The sequence below is a fragment of the Planomonospora antibiotica genome (genome assembly GCF_014647955.1).
Lineage (GTDB): Bacteria > Actinomycetota > Actinomycetes > Streptosporangiales > Streptosporangiaceae > Planomonospora > Planomonospora parontospora.
Map to the genome: position 1 here is coordinate 62509 of NZ_BMQE01000023.1, position 17977 is coordinate 80485.

The 17977-nt window shown below is 73.6% G+C and carries 19 protein-coding genes; 6 read left to right on the plus strand and 13 right to left on the minus strand.

Translation table 11 applies throughout. From position 1 onward, the window contains the following. Positions 1 to 99: 99 nt before the first annotated feature. The 8 genes from IEZ06_RS20970 to IEZ06_RS21005 all read right to left on the minus strand — a co-directional run bounded on the left by IEZ06_RS20970 (position 100) and on the right by IEZ06_RS21005 (position 7046). On the minus strand, positions 100 to 492 hold the full coding sequence (locus IEZ06_RS20970) for an Rv3654c family TadE-like protein (RefSeq protein ID WP_189238401.1): 393 nt from the start codon (positions 490 to 492) through the stop codon (positions 100 to 102). After that, positions 492 to 968 (minus strand): TadE family type IV pilus minor pilin, encoded by a 477-nt coding sequence (locus IEZ06_RS20975; protein WP_203872039.1) that lies wholly within the window; start codon positions 966 to 968, stop codon positions 492 to 494. The genes IEZ06_RS20970 and IEZ06_RS20975 overlap by 1 nt, the downstream gene beginning before the upstream one ends. A gap of 127 nt (positions 969 to 1095) precedes the next feature. Continuing rightward, positions 1096 to 1344, minus strand: a complete 249-nt coding sequence (locus IEZ06_RS37510) for a DUF4244 domain-containing protein (protein WP_229798474.1) — start codon at positions 1342 to 1344, stop codon at positions 1096 to 1098. Between the two features lie 141 nt (positions 1345 to 1485). After that, positions 1486 to 2304, minus strand: coding sequence for a type II secretion system F family protein (locus IEZ06_RS20985; RefSeq protein WP_229798476.1), 819 nt, complete (start codon positions 2302 to 2304; stop codon positions 1486 to 1488). Positions 2305 to 2362: 58 nt separating this feature from the next. Continuing rightward, positions 2363 to 2884, minus strand: coding sequence for a type II secretion system F family protein (locus tag IEZ06_RS20990; protein ID WP_229798478.1), 522 nt, complete (start codon positions 2882 to 2884; stop codon positions 2363 to 2365). A gap of 221 nt (positions 2885 to 3105) precedes the next feature. Then, on the minus strand, positions 3106 to 4296 hold the full coding sequence (locus IEZ06_RS20995; RefSeq protein WP_189238402.1) for a TadA family conjugal transfer-associated ATPase: 1191 nt from the start codon (positions 4294 to 4296) through the stop codon (positions 3106 to 3108). Next, positions 4293 to 5363 carry a septum site-determining protein Ssd gene (gene ssd, locus IEZ06_RS21000; RefSeq protein ID WP_189238403.1) on the minus strand — a complete coding sequence of 357 codons (1071 nt, stop codon included), beginning with the start codon at positions 5361 to 5363 and terminating at the stop codon, positions 4293 to 4295. Before ssd ends, IEZ06_RS20995 begins: the two co-directional genes overlap by 4 nt. A 909-nt stretch (positions 5364 to 6272) precedes the next feature. Beyond that, complete coding sequence (locus IEZ06_RS21005; protein ID WP_189238404.1) at positions 6273 to 7046, minus strand: Fic family protein; 774 nt, start codon at positions 7044 to 7046, stop codon at positions 6273 to 6275. 300 nt (positions 7047 to 7346) lie between these two features. Here IEZ06_RS21005 and acs point away from each other — a divergent pair, with 300 nt between their 5' ends. The 4 genes from acs (at position 7347) to IEZ06_RS21025 (ending at position 11773) form a co-directional block, all read left to right on the plus strand. Continuing rightward, positions 7347 to 9359, plus strand: coding sequence for an acetate--CoA ligase (gene acs / locus IEZ06_RS21010; RefSeq protein ID WP_229798480.1), 2013 nt, complete (start codon positions 7347 to 7349; stop codon positions 9357 to 9359). Between the two features lie 553 nt (positions 9360 to 9912). Then, entirely contained in the window at positions 9913 to 10407 is a 495-nt protein-coding gene (locus IEZ06_RS21015; protein ID WP_189238405.1) for a phage holin family protein, read from the plus strand. Beyond that, positions 10404 to 11327, plus strand: coding sequence for an alpha/beta fold hydrolase (locus tag IEZ06_RS21020; RefSeq protein WP_189238406.1), 924 nt, complete (start codon positions 10404 to 10406; stop codon positions 11325 to 11327). The genes IEZ06_RS21015 and IEZ06_RS21020 overlap by 4 nt, the downstream gene beginning before the upstream one ends. Next, positions 11324 to 11773, plus strand: a complete 450-nt coding sequence (locus IEZ06_RS21025; RefSeq protein ID WP_189238407.1) for a DUF309 domain-containing protein — start codon at positions 11324 to 11326, stop codon at positions 11771 to 11773. The genes IEZ06_RS21020 and IEZ06_RS21025 overlap by 4 nt, the downstream gene beginning before the upstream one ends. Before the next feature lie 138 nt (positions 11774 to 11911). Here the strand turns inward: IEZ06_RS21025 and IEZ06_RS21030 are convergent, their stop codons facing one another. Next, on the minus strand, positions 11912 to 13111 hold the full coding sequence (locus tag IEZ06_RS21030; protein ID WP_189238408.1) for a MarP family serine protease: 1200 nt from the start codon (positions 13109 to 13111) through the stop codon (positions 11912 to 11914). Positions 13112 to 13184: 73 nt separating this feature from the next. On the opposite strand from IEZ06_RS21030, the gene IEZ06_RS21035 reads away from it, so the two are divergent. Then, positions 13185 to 13703, plus strand: coding sequence for a HEAT repeat domain-containing protein (locus tag IEZ06_RS21035; protein ID WP_189238409.1), 519 nt, complete (start codon positions 13185 to 13187; stop codon positions 13701 to 13703). Positions 13704 to 13820: 117 nt separating this feature from the next. Here the strand turns inward: IEZ06_RS21035 and IEZ06_RS21040 are convergent, their stop codons facing one another. Next, positions 13821 to 14465: an NUDIX hydrolase gene (locus IEZ06_RS21040; protein WP_068898357.1), complete on the minus strand. Its 645-nt coding sequence runs from the start codon at positions 14463 to 14465 to the stop codon at positions 13821 to 13823. Between the two features lie 88 nt (positions 14466 to 14553). Beyond that, positions 14554 to 15273, minus strand: a complete 720-nt coding sequence (gene nth, locus IEZ06_RS21045) for an endonuclease III (protein WP_229798482.1) — start codon at positions 15271 to 15273, stop codon at positions 14554 to 14556. 232 nt (positions 15274 to 15505) lie between these two features. On the opposite strand from nth, the gene IEZ06_RS21050 reads away from it, so the two are divergent. After that, a complete protein-coding gene (locus IEZ06_RS21050) occupies positions 15506 to 16186 on the plus strand; it encodes a Crp/Fnr family transcriptional regulator (RefSeq protein WP_189238410.1) in 681 nt (226 codons plus the stop codon). 75 nt (positions 16187 to 16261) lie between these two features. Here the strand turns inward: IEZ06_RS21050 and IEZ06_RS21055 are convergent, their stop codons facing one another. Both IEZ06_RS21055 and IEZ06_RS21060 read right to left on the minus strand, forming a co-directional pair. Next, on the minus strand, positions 16262 to 17053 hold the full coding sequence (locus tag IEZ06_RS21055; protein WP_189238411.1) for an MBL fold metallo-hydrolase: 792 nt from the start codon (positions 17051 to 17053) through the stop codon (positions 16262 to 16264). Continuing rightward, on the minus strand, positions 17050 to 17877 hold the full coding sequence (locus IEZ06_RS21060) for an NUDIX hydrolase (RefSeq protein ID WP_189238412.1): 828 nt from the start codon (positions 17875 to 17877) through the stop codon (positions 17050 to 17052). Before IEZ06_RS21060 ends, IEZ06_RS21055 begins: the two co-directional genes overlap by 4 nt. Between the last annotated feature and the right edge of the window lie 100 nt (positions 17878 to 17977).

Below are 17977 nucleotides of genomic sequence, written 5' to 3' on the forward strand. Positions count from 1 at the left end.
CGTTACGTGAGGTTTCCGGCTTTTGGACGATGAGTCCAAGAAGTTGTGATTCGATCGCGACTTCGCCCATCCTCGGACCTGTCGTTTCGGCATCGGGCCTCACCCGGCCCGGTCGGTGATGTACACGGGGCCGGCGCGAGCCCTGGCCGAGGCCTCCCGGTCCCCTGCGACCGGAAGTGAGAACCCCACCGCGACCTGGACGTCGACGATGCCGTCGGTGCCGGTGGAGCACCGTAGGAGCCTGGCGCCGTTCGCGGCCGCCAGCGAAGCCGCCTCAGCGCACCCCCGGCCGGGCTCGGTGAAGACGAGCCGCGCGGCGGCGAGCGCTCCGAGATCGGCCGCGCTCTGTGCACGATGCCGTGCCACCCTGGCCGTCCCGGTGAGCACCACCGTCACCGCCAGTGCGAAGAGCACCGCCATGACCGCGACGGTCCAGACCGTCGCCGAACCGCGCTCCCGTCGATCCGCCGCCCGCGGCACGGCCCTCCCCATCAGCCGCCTCCGATGCCGGAGCTCCGGCCTCCGGGCGGGAAGGTATCCGGCCCGCCCCCCACAGCCGGACCCGGCCGCTCCGCGGACGGACCCCGTCCCGCGAACGGGCCCGCCTGTCCCGTCCCGGGCTCGGCGGCGGAGACCGCGGCCCGCATCCCCGGCTCGGTCGCGGAGACCGCGATCGCGCGAACGGTCACCTCCGGCAGAGAGAGCCCCCACCGAGGTCTCACCCCGGCCTGCACCTCCACTCGCACGCGCTCGGCGTCGCGTGTCACCTCCGCCCGCGCCCCGTCCGGGGCGACCGACAGAACGCCGCTCCGCACCTGCTCGATCGTTTCGCCCCTGGACGCGGCCCGTGCCCCCGCCCGGGCCGCGTCCACGCACTCCAACTGGGCTCCGACCACGGCGATCGCCCACAGCCCTGCGGCGAGGACCACCATCAGGGCCGGCAGCGCCGCCGCGGTCTCCGCGGTCACCGACCCCCGCGAGGAACGCGGGGCACCTGGGCGGACCACCGGGATCACCGGTCACCTCCGGCGTGGGGACGCTGGCTTTCGGATCGGACCCTTCGCCCGGTCGTCTCCGATCCGGACGACCCCGTCCTCAAGCCTGAGCCCCCTGCCCCGTGGTGTTCAGCGCCCGGTCGATGAGGGCCCTGATCATCTCCTGCACCTCCGGACTCGTCACGACCTTGAAGAGGAGTGCGGCGAACGCGCAGGCGGCGATGGTGCCGACGGCGTATTCAGCGGTGGACATGCCGCGCTCCCCGCCCGGGCCGGTGATCAGCGAGGAGCGACGCTCCCACCACCTCACCAGCGCGTGCCGGAGACCGCCGGTGCTCGATCCGGTCATCGTTTCCTCCTGAGGATGTGAAGCCGTGCCTTCCGTCGCGGCATCGGCCACCCCAGGTTCCGCGATATTCACATCGCCCTGTGGACAAGAGCAGGATTCTGTGGAAAAGCACTCCGTGAGCACGTCATCCCTGTGGATAACTCAGGGGAGGACGATCTCGCCGGCGAGCCCCGCGACGACCGGGACGATGCCGAGAAGGACGAAGGCCGGCAGGAAGCAGAGGCCCAGCGGCGCGACCACCTGGACCCCCACCCGCCGCGCGGCGGCCGACGACGCCGCGCGGGCCGCGTGTCGGGAGTCGTCGGCGGCCCGCGTCAACACGTCGGCCACCGGGGCGCCGCTGAGCGCCGCCCGGCTCATGGTCCGGGCGAGTGGGGCGAGCGCACGATCGGCCGCCAGCGCGAGCCAGGCGTGCTCCGGCGCGGCTCCCAGCCTCAGCTGGCCGCTCACCCGTGCCAGACGGTCCCCGAGCGGCCCGCCGACCGCCTGGACGGTCACGTCGAGAGCACCGGTGACGGGCTGTCCCGCGCGCAGGCAGGCCACCATGAGATCGGCCGCGAACGGCAGGTCGGCCGTGATCCGCTCTCGCTCCCGGCACCGCGCCGGCCCCTCCCGCCTCCGCAGGACCAGCAGTACGGCCACGGCGCCCGCACCTCCCACCACGGCCCCCGTCACGCCTCCCAGCGCCAGGAAGGCCGCCAGCGCGGTGGTGACCGCGATCGCGGTCTCACCTCGGCTCGGCGGCCTCCCACCGATGCTCTCCGCCTCTGCCCCTGTCCGCCCGGCACCACCGGGTCCGCCCCCGGGGGGACGGATCGCGCCCACGGGAGTGTGCGCCGGGAGCGGGGGGTCCGGACGTGCCCGCCGGAGCCGGCGGACCGGATCAGCGGGCGACGTCCACATCCAGACCGCGGCGGCGGCGAGCACGGCGGTCAGCGTCCCCGTCTGCAGAGCGTTCATGTGTTCCCCTCCTCCTTCCTGCCCGCAGCGGGGGCCCGGGCCTGCCCGCAGCGGAGTCTCAGGCACGTTCGGCGCGGGTGACGAGACGGCGGGTCCACCACAGGCCGCAGCCGTCGAGAGCGATGCCGGCCACCAGGCAGGCCGCTCCCGCCGGACCGCCGAACAGGAAGTCGAGGGGACGCATGCCCAGCCCCGCCGCCATCGCCAGGCCCAGAACCGGGAGTCCGGCGAGCAACCGGGCCGTCGCGCGCGGACCGGCGAGCTGGGCCGCGACGTCCTGGCGATGGGATTCGGCCTCTCTCAGGGAGGCCGCCACCCGGTCGACGAGGACGACGAGCCCTCCGCCGACGGTCACCCCCGCCCGCCAGCAGGCGGCCAGTCTCCTGAGCCCTTCGCCTCCCCGCTCCGGTGCGGCGGCCAGCAGGGCCGCCGGAACGTCACCGCCGTCCCGTGCCGCCGCGACCAGGGAGCGGAGCACCACCGGATCGGGGAACGCCACGGCCGCCCCCGCCCGGATCAGAGCTTCGTGCGCGGTCCGACCGGCGGCCAGCTCGGCGGCCAGCCCCTGGCAGAGTTCCAAGGACGCCGCCCGCCAGGCCGCCGCTCTCCGGGACGGCCGGGAGCGGCGGGCCGGCCACCTCGGGGACGAGCCGGGCCCGGCCGGGCCGTACCGCCGCGGACCCGGCGGGCACCGTAGACGCCGTAGCCGGACGGCCGCCGGATCCGGGCCCGTCCACGACCAGGCGGCCGCCCCTGCGAGGAGCAGCGCGGCGGCGGTCAGGACGGCGGGCATGTCCGCGATCACCGCCGCGGAAGGACGCCGGGGACACGGGCCGTCAGGGCGGGCAGCCCCGGGCCGTGCACCACCCGACCACCGGGAGTGAAGGTGAGCGCCGGTTCGGCCTGGACCAGGCCCGACGGGTGACGCGTCATCATGCATATCTCCGCCACCCGTCGCCGGCCGTCGGCACGGTCGCGGACAAGGTGGACGACGGCGTCCAGCGCCGCGGCGATCTGGCTGTGGACCGCCTCTCTGCTGAGACCCGCGGCGCAGGCGAGGGCCTCCAGCCGGGAGGGGACGTCGGCCGCCGTGTTGGCGTGCAGCGTGCCGCAGCCCCCCTCGTGCCCGGTGTTCAGCGCGGCCAGGAGGTCGACGACCTCCGCCCCGCGCACCTCGCCTACGACGAGGCGGTCGGGGCGCATCCGCAGCGCCTGGCGGACCAGATCACGCAGGCCGACGCCCCCGGCGCCCTCGATGTTGGGCGGACGCGACTCCAGGCGCACGACGTGGGGGTGCGCGGGCCGCAGCTCCGCGGAGTCCTCGACCAGGAGCAGGCGCTCACTGTGGTCCGCCAGGGAGAGCAGCGCGGACAGCAAGGTCGTCTTCCCCGTGCCCGTGCCGCCCGAGATCAGGAAAGCGAGCCGGGACTCGATCATCGCGGTGAGCATCGGGGCTGCGTCGGGCCCGATCGTCCCGGCATCGAGGAGGTCGGAGAGGGTGAACGTGCGTCGCGGCGGGAGCCTCAGAGACAAGCAGGTGCCGCCCGGGGCCACCGGGGGCAGCACGGCATGGAGCCGGACTCCGCCGGCCAGCCTGGCGTCCGCGTAGGGGCAGGCGTCGTCGAGGCGGCGGCCCGCAGCCGACGCCAGCCGTTGCGCGAGCCTGCGGACCGCCTCCTCGTCGGGGAAGGCGACCTGGGTCCGGCGCAGGCCGCCGCCGTCGTCGATCCACACCTCGCGCGGACCGTTCACCAGCACGTCGGTCACCTCCGGTTCGGCCAGCAGCGGTTCCAGTGGGCCGGCTCCGATCAGGTCCGCGCAGAGGGCCCTGGCCACGGCCAGGATCTCGGCGTCGCCCAGTGTCGCCCGTTCGGCCCGGAGCGCGGCGGTGACGTGTGCGGCGCTGGGCTCGACGCCGGTCCGGGCCAGGCGTATCCGGACCGCCTCGACCAGTTCGGGCGGGGCGGCGGTGGCGAGCGGAGACCGGTTCACGTCCCGGCTCCGGCCGTGCGGACCCCCGGCAGGGTGTCCAGCGAGTCCAGGAACGACCGGCAGAACCGGCCGAGGGCGGTCCGCCGGCCGATCGGCGGGGTGTCCCCCCGGTTCAGCGCGGTCATGAGGCGGGGCTGGTCGGGCAGGCTCCCGGCGCACGGCGTGCCGAGGGAGGCGGTGACCACCTCGTCCTCCAGGACCCCGCTCCGGACGACCGCCCGGATCTCCCCGGTGTGCCCGCGGATCCCCGAGAGCACCTGGGCCGCGGCGAGGACGCCGCGCACGTCCGCGGTGACGACCAGCAGCGCGGTGGCCGCCCGGCTCAGGGCCTCCACCGCGGCCGGGTCGGGGGCGCGCGGGAGGTCGACGACCACCAGGTCGAATCCGCGCTGACCCGCGTCGAGGACCGAGCGCATCGCCTCGGCCGGGATGGGCTCGGCCTCGCCCCGGTGGAAGGAGAGCAGGGTCAGATCGGAGAAGGTGGGCAGGGCCGCCTGGAGGGCGGTGAAGCTGACCCTGCCCTCTCTGGCGACCAGGTCGGACCAGCGGGCGCCCTCGGCCTCCTCCTGGCCGAGCAGGAGGTCGAGCCCGCCGCCGAGCGGATCGGCGTCGACGAGGAGGGCCCGCCGACGCCTGCGAGCCGAGGTCAGGGCGAGTCCGGCGGCGAGCACGCTGGCTCCGGCCCCACCGCGCCCGCCGATGACGCAGACGACCTGCCCGGCTCTCGTGGCGGGCTCCGCGACGTCGGCGAACTCGTCGGCGAGCCGCCGTTCGGCCGCGGGAAGCTCCAGCACGGCCTGGGCGCCCACCGCGACGCACTTGCGCCAGGTGTCGGGGTCGCCGGGATCGCGCGTGACCAGCATGACCCGGTGCCGGGACGGCGGCCCCGTCGCCGCCATGGCGTCGGCCACGTCACTGCCGACGACGACCATTGGGGCACGGCTCCAATAGGGCCGGGCGTGCGCGGGCACATGCGCGACGTCGAGCTCCGCTCCGGCGGCCGCGGCGACACGCAGCAGGTCGTCGAGCAGGTCGTGGTCCTCGGTGATGACCAGCGGGCGGTCCAAGATGCCTCCCTGGAAGGTGGGAGACCCACCTTCCAGGGGGACCCGCTCCTCCCGAGCTCCCGAACTCCGCTCTGTGGACGACCGTCCGGCACCCGTCATCGCCTGTGGAGAACGCCCGGAAAAGGGCGACCCCCGCCGGGGGGGGATGGCGGGGGTCGCCGAGCGGTCCGGCTCTGGGGGGGTAGGGCCGGTCCCGTTTCAGGGGAGAGCTTTCAGCAGCCGGCCCGTCCTGGCGAGGGAGCCGCGAAGCCGATCACACATGACGCTCCGGCCCAGGGGAGCCAACCGTATCGTGCCCCATGCTCACGGGCCTCGTCGAGAAGGAACCTCCGGTTTTCTCCGACCGCCTCCGCACAGATATCCGATGACGAGGCCGGAACCGATGAAGCCCTTCCTCGCCGACCGTTCGGCGATCACAGAGAGTGATCATCAGCGGAGTGCCGACCCTCTCCCAGTGCGGGGCCTCTCGTCCACCCTGCACCCTTCCGAGGCATTCAGGATGGTTCGTCCCGAACATTCCAGAATCCGTAAAGGTCTTGGTCTCAGGGGTTCCCATCAGCCGGAATCCGTCATACAAAGGTTTCACGGACCCAGTGTCCGCGCACGGCCACCAGGTACCCACGCGCGACCAGCCGCGGGAGGCGCGTCGACACGGGCTTGCCCCGTTTCGACGAATACAGGTGCACGCTTGGTAACCAGGTGAGACGTGCCGGCGACGGCGCCCCCGCAACGGGGCGCCGTCCGCTTTTCACTCCCCGTGTCCGCGATCTCGGTGGCCGGGCCTCTCCGCACCGGGCGCACCGCTCCACAGCCCGCCCCGCCGTACCGGATCCGCGACGGCTCCACCGCGCCGGTCCCGCCCCGCCGTACCGGATCCGCGACGGCTCCACCGCGCCGGCCCCGTCCCGATCAGCCCCGCTGCATGGCCTCGCAGATCGCCGTGGCCTCGCGCACCCCGAGCGTGACCGCCGCGGCGCAGTGCCGTACCCAGGCGGTGATCCCTTCGGGGGTGCCGGTCAGGTAGGCCCGCAGGCCCTCCCCGTAGGCGGGCCCGAGCTCCAGGTGGCCAAGCTCCACGGCCGCCAGCGACTTGGGGTCCAGCCCGAACTCCACCAGCGTCAGCCGCTCCGCCGCCCGCGCGACGATCCCGTCCGCCGTGCCGAACGGCCGCAGCACGGCCAGCTCCGCGTGCACGATGGCGGCCAGCACCAGGGCCGGCGCCTTGGAGTCGGCCGTCACCAGGCCGACCAGTCCGTCCACCCGGGCCACCGTCGCCTCGGCCCCCGGTACGGCGCCCACCCCGAGCGGGTCCGGCGCGGTCTCGGTGGTCCTGGGCCGGCCGAGGTCCTCGGTGAGGCCGGCCGCGGCCAGGGTGTGCAGCCTGGCCAGCACCTGCCGCGGCGCCGTGCGCCAGGTACGGCCGAGCCCGCCGAGCTCGGCCGAGACGCGCAGCGCGCCCTGGACGACGGGGTCGGCCGTCTCCGGGATCGCCTCCAGGGGGATGTCCGCCCCCTCCAGCGCCGCGGACGCGCGGGCTCCGCGCAGGGCCGACCGGGCCGACACCTCGGGGCTCTTGCGCCGCAGCACACGGTGCCCGTAGAGCCGGTCCACGGCCTTGCGCACGTCGGCCACGGCCTCGGACACTCCCGGCAGCTCGGCGATGACAGCCAATGGGTCGCTCACGGTTCCCGACCCTACCGGCCGGTCAACAAGCCGCCGACCCCGCCATGCGACCACCGCCGGAAAGCGGCGCCGGACCGTTCACCGAACATATGGCGCCATCCGGCGCAGCACCCCGCCGGAGCCCGTGGAACGCCGCGCCCTCCGTTCCTAGGGTCGGGATCGACCGCTTCCACGGACCCTCTTATCCACCCCTGAGCCCATATGAACCAGGACGACCCCTGCATCCGGTTGGTACAGACCTGTCTAGACCTCTTGTGGCGGACGGCTCCACCCTGGTGAAGTGGGACACACCCGAAGCCGATGAGCAGTACGAGTAAGGAGTGCGTAGTGGCCCCGGAGACCCCTGGTTCCGAACCGCGTGAGCCCCAGGAGACGCTGTCGAACCTGCTGAGCGAGACCCGGCGGTTCGCTCCTCCCGCCGGACTGGCCGCGGCCGCGAACGTGACCGAGCAGGCCTACACCGAGGCGGAGGCCGACCGGCTGGCGTTCTGGGAGAAGCAGGCCGAGCGGCTGAGCTGGTCCAGGCGCTGGGACACCACCCTGGAGTGGAACCCGCCCTTCGCCAAGTGGTTCGTCGGCGGTGAGCTGAACGTCGCCTACAACTGCGTGGACCGCCACGTCGAGGCGGGGCGCGGCGACAAGATCGCCTACCACTGGGAGGGCGAGCCCGAGGGCGACACCCGCACGATCACCTACGCCGACCTGCAGGGGGAGGTCGGCAAGGCGGCGAACGCCCTGACCGAACTGGGTGTCGGCAAGGGCGACCGGGTCGCGATCTACATGCCGATGATCCCCGAGCTGCCGATCACGATGCTCGCCTGCGCCCGCATCGGCGCGATCCACTCCGTCGTCTTCGGCGGCTTCTCCGCCACCGCGCTCAGCGGCCGGATCAAGGACGCCGACGCCAAGGTCGTGGTCACCGCCGACGGCGGCTACCGCCGCGGCGCGCCCAGTGCCCTCAAGCCGACCGTGGACGAGGCGGTCAAGGAGTGCCCCGGCATCGAGCACGTGCTCGTGGTCCGCCGGACCGGCCAGGAGGTGGACTGGACCGGCAAGGACGTCTGGTGGCACGACCTGGTGGAGCGCCAGAGCGCCGAGCACGCCCCGGTCCCGCACGACGCCGAGCACCCGCTCTACATCCTCTACACCAGCGGCACGACCGGCCGCCCGAAGGGCATCCTGCACACCACCGGCGGTTACCTGACCCAGACCGCCTACACCCACCACGCGGTCTTCGACCTCAAGCCCGAGACCGACGTCTACTGGTGCACCGCCGACATCGGCTGGGTGACCGGTCACTCCTACATCGTGTACGGCCCGCTCGCCAACGGCGCCACCAGCGTCATCTACGAGGGCACCCCGGACACCCCGCACCGCGGCCGCTTCTGGGAGATCGTGCAGAAATACGGGGTCACGATCCTCTACACCGCCCCGACCGCGATCCGCACGTTCATGAAGTGGGGCGACGACATCCCCGCCAAGTACGACATGTCGTCCCTGCGGATCCTGGGCAGCGTCGGCGAGCCGATCAACCCCGAGGCCTACGTCTGGTACCGCGAGCACATCGGCGGCAACCGCACCCCGGTCGTGGACACCTGGTGGCAGACCGAGACCGGCGCCATCATGATCAGCCCGCTCCCCGGCGTGACCAGCGGCAAGCCCGGCGCCGCCATGCGCCCGCTGCCCGGCATCACCGCCGAGGTGGTCGACGACCAGGGCAACGGCGTCGGCAACGGCGGCGGCGGATACCTCGCCATCCGCGACCCGTGGCCGTCGATGCTCCGCACCATCTGGGGCGACGACCAGCGCTACATCGACACCTACTGGTCCCGCTTCGAAGGCGTGTACTTCGCGGGCGACGGCGCCAAGAAGGACGAGGACGGCGACATCTGGCTGCTGGGCCGCGTCGACGACGTCATGCTCGTCTCGGGCCACAACATCTCCACCACCGAGGTGGAGTCGGCCCTGGTCTCCCACCCGAAGGTCGCCGAGGCGGCCGTGGTCGGCGCGACCGACCCGGTGACCGGCCAGGCCATCGTCTCGTTCGTGATCCTGCGCGGCGGCGCCGAGGAGGGCGCGGACATCGCGGCCGAACTCCGCGCCCACGTGGCCAGGACCCTCGGACCGATCGCCAAACCCCGGCAGATCCTGGTCGTCCCCGAGCTGCCGAAGACCCGCTCGGGCAAGATCATGCGGCGCCTCCTCCGCGACGTGGCGGAGAACCGCAGCGTCGGCGACGTCACCACCCTGGCCGACAGCACGGTGATGAACCTCATCTCCGAGAAGCTGCCCAGCGCCAAGAGCGAGGACTGATCCCGCCGGGACGGGTCCCCACCGCGCCGGGGACCCGTCCCGGCGCGGCGGGCGCGGGCCTCCGGGACCCCGCCCGCCGCGCCGTACCCGGTTGTCGCTAAATATCCGGCCAATCGACTCCGTATAGGCTGGTGCCCAGGAGTGCCGGGAAGTCTGGTCGGCCGGGGAGGGAACAGGCCCTCCGCGAACACGCTTCCCGAAAGACCCATGTGCCGCACCGCCGAGATCCCGCCGTTCCGGCCCACCGTCCTCCGCGTCCTCGGCGGGGCGCGGCCGCCCGTACGATCCGGATCGCCCAGACTCTCCGATGAGCCGCACCGGCGGGACGGGGCCGCGGCGCCGATACCGGCCGGGATCGGCTTCACCGTGTCGCTGCTCATCGCAGGCCCCGCCTTCGGCGATGATCCGGAGAGGTCGAACACGGTGACCGCGGACGTGCCCGCGACGGACCGCACCGCCGCGCCGCCGACGGCGGCTCTGCCCGAGTCGCGCGTGCGCGCACACCCCAACGCGCAGGATGATGTTGGCATCGGCGCTCGATAGGAGATCGTTCATGACGCACAATCCGGCCGCGGAACCGCAGGAGGAGTCCCTGGGCTCGCTGGTCGCCGCGGCCAGCAGCCACATCTCCACTCTGGTCCGAGCCGAGATCGAACTGGCCAAGGCCGAGCTGAGGTTCGACGCCAAACGCGTCGGCCTGGCGGCGGGGCTGTTCGCCGCCGCGGCGTTCATCGCCCACCTGTGCCTGATCCTCGCCTCCTTCGCCATCGCCTACGCCCTGGTGGGCGTGTTCGACTGGGCGGAAGGCTGGGCCTTCGCGACCGTCACCCTCTTCTACCTGGTCGTGGCGGGCCTGCTGGTCTTCGTCGGTGTCCGGCGGCTCAAGGGCCTGACCGGGATGAAGCGGACGCTCCGCTCGCTCAAGACCATCAAGAGCGGCGAGAGCGAGCTCTCCGGCTCCTCCGTCGCCCCCGTCCCCTCTTCCGCCCCCTCCCCCTCCGCCGGGAAGCCCGGCGCCCCACGAGAGTCGGTGAAACCGGACCAGTGAGCCGACCAGACGAGTCCGCGGTCCTCATCGAGGGCCCCTGGACCCACCGCTCCGTGCACGCCCGCGGCACCCGCTTCCACATCGTGGAGGCCGGTGAGGGCCCCCTGGTGCTGCTGCTGCACGGGTTCCCCCAGTTCTGGTGGAGCTGGCGCCACCAGCTCGTCTCCCTGCCCGCCGCGGGCTACCGCGCCGTCGCCGTGGACCTGCGCGGCTACGGCGCCAGCGACAAACCGCCGCGCGGCTACGACCTGCCGGCCCTGGCCGCCGACGCGACCGGTCTGATCCGCGCGCTGGGCGAGACCGGTGCGATCGTCGTCGGCCACGACTGGGGAGGCCTGGTCGCCTGGACGATGGCCGCGCTCGACCCGAAGACGGTCCGGCGGCTGGTGGCGGTCTCGGCGCCGCACCCGCTGCGGCTCCGCTCCGCGCTGCGCTCCGACCCCTTCGGCCAGCTGCGGGCGAGCGCCCACGCGTTCGGCTTCCAGCTGCCGTTCCTGCCCGAGCGGCGGCTGACCGCCCGCGGTGCGGCCCTGGTGGGCAGGCTGTTGGACGAGTGGTCGGGGCCCGCCTGGCCGGAGGCGGAAACGACCCGGACCTACCGGGAGGCCTTCGGCATCCTCAACGTCGCCCACTGCGCGCTGGAGTACCACCGCTGGTTCGCCCGCTCCCAGCTCCGTCCGGACGGGCTGCGGTACGCCAGGAGCATGCGGACCGGGATCGAGACGCCCACGCTGCAGCTGCACGGCGCGCTCGACCGGCGGATGCTGCCACGCACCGCCCAGGGCTCCGGCCGTCACGTGGTCGCCCCCTACCGGTGGCGCCTGGTGGAGGGCGCCGGGCACTTCCCGCACGAGGAGCGGCCCGGAGAGTTCGACACCGAGCTGATCGACTGGCTGGCCGACCCGGAGCCCGACCGGTGACCGCCCGCGACCGCGACCCGGACGGCCGGGCGCGCAACCAGCGTCCCCGCGACGCGTTCGGCCGCCCGCTGCCGCGCGGGGCCGAGGGCGTGGAGCGCATCCCCGACGACTACGCGCCGGACGCGGCCGAAGCCCTCGCCGAGGCACGCCGCCTGCTCACCGAGAACCGTCCCTTCCACGCCCACGAGGTGCTGGAGGCCCGCTGGAAGACCGGCCCGGCGGACGAGCGCGAGCTCTGGCAGGGGCTGGCGCAGATCTGCGTCGGCCTCACCCACCTCCAGCGGGGCAACCGGCGCGGGGCCTCGGCGCTGCTCGAACGCGGCGCCGCCCGGATCTCCGGGTACGGCCCGCCGTACCCGGAGATCGCCCGCGCCGCCCGGGAGCTGGCAGGACCGGCGGAAGCGGATCCGGTGGAGGCGATCGCCGGGATCAGGGCCCTGCTGTGAGGGACCCGGCGGGGATCAGGACGACCGCGAGGACTCCCGCTCCGCGGTGAGGCGGAGACGGGGCGTCACAGGGACCGGGCCGGTCACCAGGAGGGGGCGTCGCAGGGACCGGGCCGGTCACGGGGCCGGGGCGCCGGGTCAGTGGTCGCACTCCTGGGTGTCCACCCGGTTGAGCAGCCGGGAGCCGTCCTCGGCGTCCGGGGCGACCTCGCCGGCGGTCAGGACGTAGCCCGTCTCCTGCTGGTCGAGGGCGGCGGCGAAGACGACGCCGTAGACCCTGCCGTCGGGGGTGAGCAGCGGCCCGCCGGAGTTGCCCTGGCGGACCAGGCCGCGGATCGCGTAGACGTCGCGGACGACGCTGTTGCGCTCGTAGATGTCGGTGCCCTTGGCCTTGTGCCGCACCCGGATGCGGGCCTCGTTGGGGGTGAAGCCCTGCCCGTGCGGGAAGCCCGCGATGATCGCGTCGTCGCCCGTCTCGACCTCTCCGGCGTAGAAGCGCAGGATCGGCAGGTCGAGCCCGGGGACGTGCAGGACCGCGATGTCCCTGTCGGGGTTGTAGAGCACGACCCTGGCCGGGCGCGAGTCGCCGCGGTGGTCGATGATCTGCAGGTCCTGGTCGACCCCGGCGACCACGTGGGCGTTGGTCATGATCTTGTTCTGGGCGTAGACGAACCCGGTGCCCTCGATGTGCTTGCGGCAGCTCGATGCGACGCCCTGGACCTTGACGATGCTCCGGCGGGCCCGCTCCAGCCGCGGGTTGCCCTTCAGCACGCCCTGGTCGGGCGGGGCCACCTCGACGAGGCGCCCGCCCCCGATGCCGTCGAACACCTTGGGGAAGCCCGACTTGTCGATGAAGTCCTTGATCGGGTCCTGGATGTCCTTGGCCGCCTGCGGCATCGCGTCGTCGACGGTGCCCAGCAGCAGCGACTTGTGCACCTGCTCGCTGATCAGCGTGAACTGGGACGAGGCGACCAGGCTGCCGATGAACCAGGTGCCGATCAGCACCGCCAGCGCGCTGGCGAACGTGCCGCCGACCGCGTCGACCACCTTGGCGGGCTCCCAGGTGACGTGGCTGCGGATCACCGCGCCGATCGTCGACGACGCGAACTGGCCGATGATGGCCGTGAGGAAGACGATCACGATGGCGAGCAGCGCCTGCTCGGTGTCGCCGTCGACCACGGCGCCGGCGATCGGCGGGGCGATGAAGACGCCGAGCAGCAGCCCGCCGACGAACCCCACGAAGCTCATGGCCCCGATGATGAACCCCTGCCGGTATCCCGACACCGCGAAGGCCACCATGAGGGCGATCAGGACAAGGTCGAGGAGATCGCCGTTCACCCCTTTACGGTATCCAGCCACCGCCCCGCGCGCGTAGCCCTTCTCCGAGCTCCGTTGTGGCTATCGTTGCACCATGGCAACGATCGGGGGGCCGGTGTCCGTCACGTCGCTGATCGAGACGGCACTGGGAGATCCGGACCATGACGGTGCGATCCGCTGGCAGGCGATCGCCCAGCTGCAGGAACGGGGCGATCTGGAGACCTTCACCGCGGCCCGGCGGCTGTGCGGGGGAGCCACCACGGCCGAGCGCATGCTCGGCGTCGACATCCTCGGGCGGCTCGGCTTCACCGACCGGAGCCTGCCGGTCCTGCGCTTCCTCGCCGCCGGCGAGGACGACCCGATGGTGCTCTACTCGGTGCTGATCGCCTTCGGCCACCTGCGCGACCGCCGCGCGCTGCCCTCGGTCATCGAACTGGCCGGGCACCCCGACGCCGGCGTCCGGTACGGCGCCGCCTACGCCCTGCCGAACATCGTCGGCAGCCCGCCCGACCCCGCCGGGCTCGCCGCGCTGCGCCGCCTGGCCCACGACTCCGACGAGGACGTGGCCGACTGGGCCTGCCTGGGGATGACCCTGGTGGGCGGCGGCGCCTAGCCGGTCCGCGGCCTGCACACGGGCGGCCGACACCCGAGCGGCCTGCGCACAGGCGGCCGACACCCGAGTGACCTGCACACGACGCGGACGGCGCCGTCCACCGGACCCGAGGGCGCCTCAGCCCCGGGAGGCCAGGGCCAGGACCTCGGGAGGCACGTCCTCGACCCGTGAGCGGTCCCACGGTCGCTCGAAGCCCGAGACGGAGAGCACCCCGTCGAGCACGCCCGCGGTGAACCCCCAGACCAGCAGTCCCCGCACCCGGAACGCCGGGCTGGCGTAACCGCTCGGGTGGCTCAGGACGAGCCGGTTGGCCGGGTCGACCAGCTCGGCGACCGGCACCCGCTCCACCGACTCCACCTCGTCGGGCGAGGCCGCGTGCACGGCGCTGGGCGTGTGCCACCAGCCGATCACCGGGGTCACCCGGTTGTCGCTGCGCCAGATGTACAGCTCGGGCATCGTCCCGACCACGTGCACGCCCGACGGGTCCAGACCGGTCTCCTCCTCGGCCTCGCGCAGCGCGGCGGCGACCGGGCCGCCGTCCTCCGGGTCGACGCCGCCGCCGGGGAAGGCCGGCTGCCCCGCGTGCCGCCGCCCGCGCGAGCTGCGCTGGATCAGCAGCACGTCGGGGCCGAGCGGCCCCTCGCCGAACAGCAGCAGCACCGCGGCCGGGCGCCCTCCCGACCTCGGCGGGCGCAGCGCCGGCGGCACCGGCCTCTCCGCGGCCCGCTCCGCAAGCGTCTCCAACCACTCGGGCACTTCCACCGCCACACCTCCGGTCTTCTGCAACACGTCGCCCCCGCCCGCGCTTCCCCGCCACCGGCCCCGGCATTCCCGGCCCGCGGCGGAGCCGCTACGAGGAGGGGCCGGGGCGCACCAGTTTCGCGGCCTGCACGGGGTCCGTGGGGCCGGTGCCGTACGAGGGGCACAGTGCGGTCAGCGGGCACGCGCCGCAGGCGGGCCTGCGGGCGTGGCAGATGCGGCGGCCGTGCCAGATCAGGCGGTGGGAGGCCATCGTCCAGTCGCGCTTCGGGAGGAGCTCCGCGACGACGTGCTCGATCTTGACCGGGTCGGTCTCCGCGGTCCAGCCGAACCGGTGGACGAGCCGCTGGAAGTGGGTGTCGACGGTCAGGCCGGGGACCCCGAAGGCGTTGCCCAGGACCACGTTGGCGGTCTTGCGCCCGACGCCGGGCAGCGCGACCAGGTCCTTCAGCCTGCCGGGGACCTCGCCGCCGTGCCGCTCGCACAGGGCCTGGGCCATGCCCATGATGCTGGCGGTCTTGGCCCGGAAGAACCCGGTGGACCGGATGATCTCCTCCAGCTCGGCCCGGTCCGCCCCCGCGTAGTCCTCCGCCGTCCGGTATTTGGCGAAAAGCGTGGGAGTCGCGAGGTTGACTCGCTTGTCGGTGCACTGGGCGGACAGGATCGTCGCGACCAGCAGCTCCAGCGGGTCGGTGAAGTCGAGCTCGCAGTGGGCGTCGGGGTAGGTCTCCGCCAGGATCCGGTCCATGCGCCGGGCACGGCGGACCAGCGCGAGCCTGGACTCGCCCGCCGGGGGGTCTTCGCGAAGCACCCCGACAGCTTATGCGTCCGGGTCCCCGCCGAGCCCCGCGGTGCGATGAGTCACAATGGCTGTTGCGGACGCCGGGGACCGGTCACGGGCGCCCGCGCCGACGACACCACATCAACCCAGAGCCAGAGGACGACGTGCGGACACGAGGACGAGGGACGGGCCGTCCGCCGGCGGCGTCACGCGAGCGCGGCAGGACCGAGGACGAAGCGTGAAACCTCAACAAGGAGGCACCGTGAACACCGACGACGTGCTGGGCAGGGCCCCCCTGTTCTCCGCGCTCGACCGCGAGGGCGCCGCCGCCCTGCGCACCAGCGTCTCGGAGGTCCAGCTGTCCAAGGGCCAGACCCTCTTCAACGAGAACGAGACGGGTGACCGGCTCTACGTCGTCCTCGAAGGCAAGATCAAGCTGTCCAGGACCGCTCCCGACGGCCGGGAGAACCTGCTCAGCGTGCTCGGCCCCGGCGAGATGTTCGGCGAGCTGTCGCTGTTCGACCCCCGCCCCCGTACGGCCTCCGCCATCGCGCTGACCGACGTCCGCCTGGCCGGGCTCGGCCACGACGACCTGCGCCCCTGGCTGACCGGCCGCCCCGAGGTCGCCCTGCACCTGCTGCGCGCCCTGGCCCAGCGGCTGCGCCGGACCAACGACGTCCTGGCCGACCTGGTCTTCACGGACGTCCCCGGCCGGGTCGCCAAGGCCCTGCTCGACCTCGCCGACCGCTTCGGCCAGAAGGTCGACGACGGGGTCCGGGTCCACCACGACCTCACCCAGGAGGAGCTGGCCCAGCTGGTCGGCGCCTCGCGGGAGACCGTGAACAAGGCCCTGGCCGACTTCGCCCAGCGCGGCTGGCTGCGCATCGAGGCCAAGGCCGTGGTCATCATGGACATCGAGCGCCTGCACAACCGCTCACGCTAGACACCGCCGCGCGCCCGGCGCCGCCCGAGCGCCAGGACGTCGCCGGGCGCCTGGGAGCACCGCCGTACGGCGCGGCTAGGCGTCGCCGAGATAGTCCAGCTGGGCCCGGACCGACATCTCGGCCGCGGGCCGGAGCGAGCGGTCCACGTCCGCGTAGACGATCGCGACGATCTCCGCGGGCGTGGCCGCGCCGCTCTTCCGCGCGGCCCTGATCTGGTCCAGGCGCCGCCTCCGGTGCGCGATGTAGCCGTCCAGCGCACCGATCGGGTCCGGCAGCACCGGGCCGTGGCCGGGGAGCAGGGCCTCGGCCCCGACCTGCTCGACCGTGGCCCGCAGCCGGTCCAGGGAGCGGAGATAGTCGGCCAGGTCGCCGTCGGGGGCGATCACCGTCGTCCCCCGGCCGAGCACGGTGTCCCCGGTCAGCACCGCCCGGTCCGCCGGCAGCCAGAAGCAGAGCGAGTCCGCGGAGTGGCCGGGCGTGCCCAGCACGCGCAGCTCCAGGTCGCCCACGCCGACCACGTCGCCGTCCCCGAGCCCTTCGTCGCCCAGCCGGTGCCGGGGGTCCAGCGCCCGCACCGGAGCCCCCGTCAGCTCGGCGAAGGCGCGCGCGCCGCCGCTGTGGTCGTGGTGCCCGTGGGTGAGCAGGATCGCGGTCACCCTGCGGTCCCGCAGGTGCGCCGCCACCCGCGCGAGATGCGCCTCGTCGTCCGGCCCCGGATCGACGACCAGCACCTCCTCCCCCAGACCGACCACCCAGGTGTTGGTCCCGTCCAGGGTCATGGGGGACGGGTTGGGGGCCAGCAGGTTGAGCGCGTGCTCCGTGCCCGCCCCGTCGGGCCCCTCCAGCGGTATCCGCAGCCCGCTCATGCCGCGCCGAACCGGTGGTCGTCGTCGAACACGATGCGCATCTCGCCGTCCACCTCCGCGATCCGCGGCATGAAGGTGACGATCTCCCGCTCGGCCGCGAGCACGTCTGCGACCTTCTCGTAGGCGGTCAGCTCGCTCAGCGTGCGGTGGGTGGGCGGCATCAGGAAGATCTCCCCCCTCGCCGCCTGCTCGATCGCGTCGCCGGGCCGTACCCAGGCGACCTGGTCGGCCTCGCCGCCGACGTCGCGGGTGCGCTGGCCGGGCGGGAGCGCGGCGACGAAGAAGCGGGTGTCGTAGCGCCTGCTCTCGACCTCCGGCGTGATCCAGTGCGCCCAGGGGCGGAGCAGGTCGGCGCGGAGGACCAGGCCGCGCCTGCCGAGGAAGTCGGCGAAGGACAGGGTCCGGTCGATCAGCGCGAGCCGGTCGGCCTCCCAGTCGTCTCCCGTGGTGTCGTCCACGACGGAGACCGGTGAGGAGCCGGCCAGCAGCACGCCCGACTCCTCGAAGGTCTCCCGGACCGCGGCGCAGACGAGGCCCCGCGCGGTCCTCTCGTCCGCGCGGAAGACCTCGCCCCAGGCTGCGGGCGAGGGTCCGGACCAGGCGACCGCCTGGTCGGCGTCGCGCGGGTCCACCGAGCCCCCGGGGAAGACGTAGGCCCCGGCGGCGAAGGCCATGCTCGCCTTCCGCCGGAGCAGGTAGACCTCGGGGCCCTCGCGGAGGACGACCACGGTGGCCGCGTCCCGGGCCGGGACGGGCTCGGCCCGCCCGGCCAGGATGTCGCGCGCGCGCTCGCCGAGTTCCCCGGGAAGCGGAATCCCACCCATGCCTGAACCTTTCACCCGAACCCGCCCGAACATTGCTCGGTTTTTGGGTCCATCATGTGGTACGGCTCACTCCCGGGCAATCATCGGCCTCCCGGGCGGT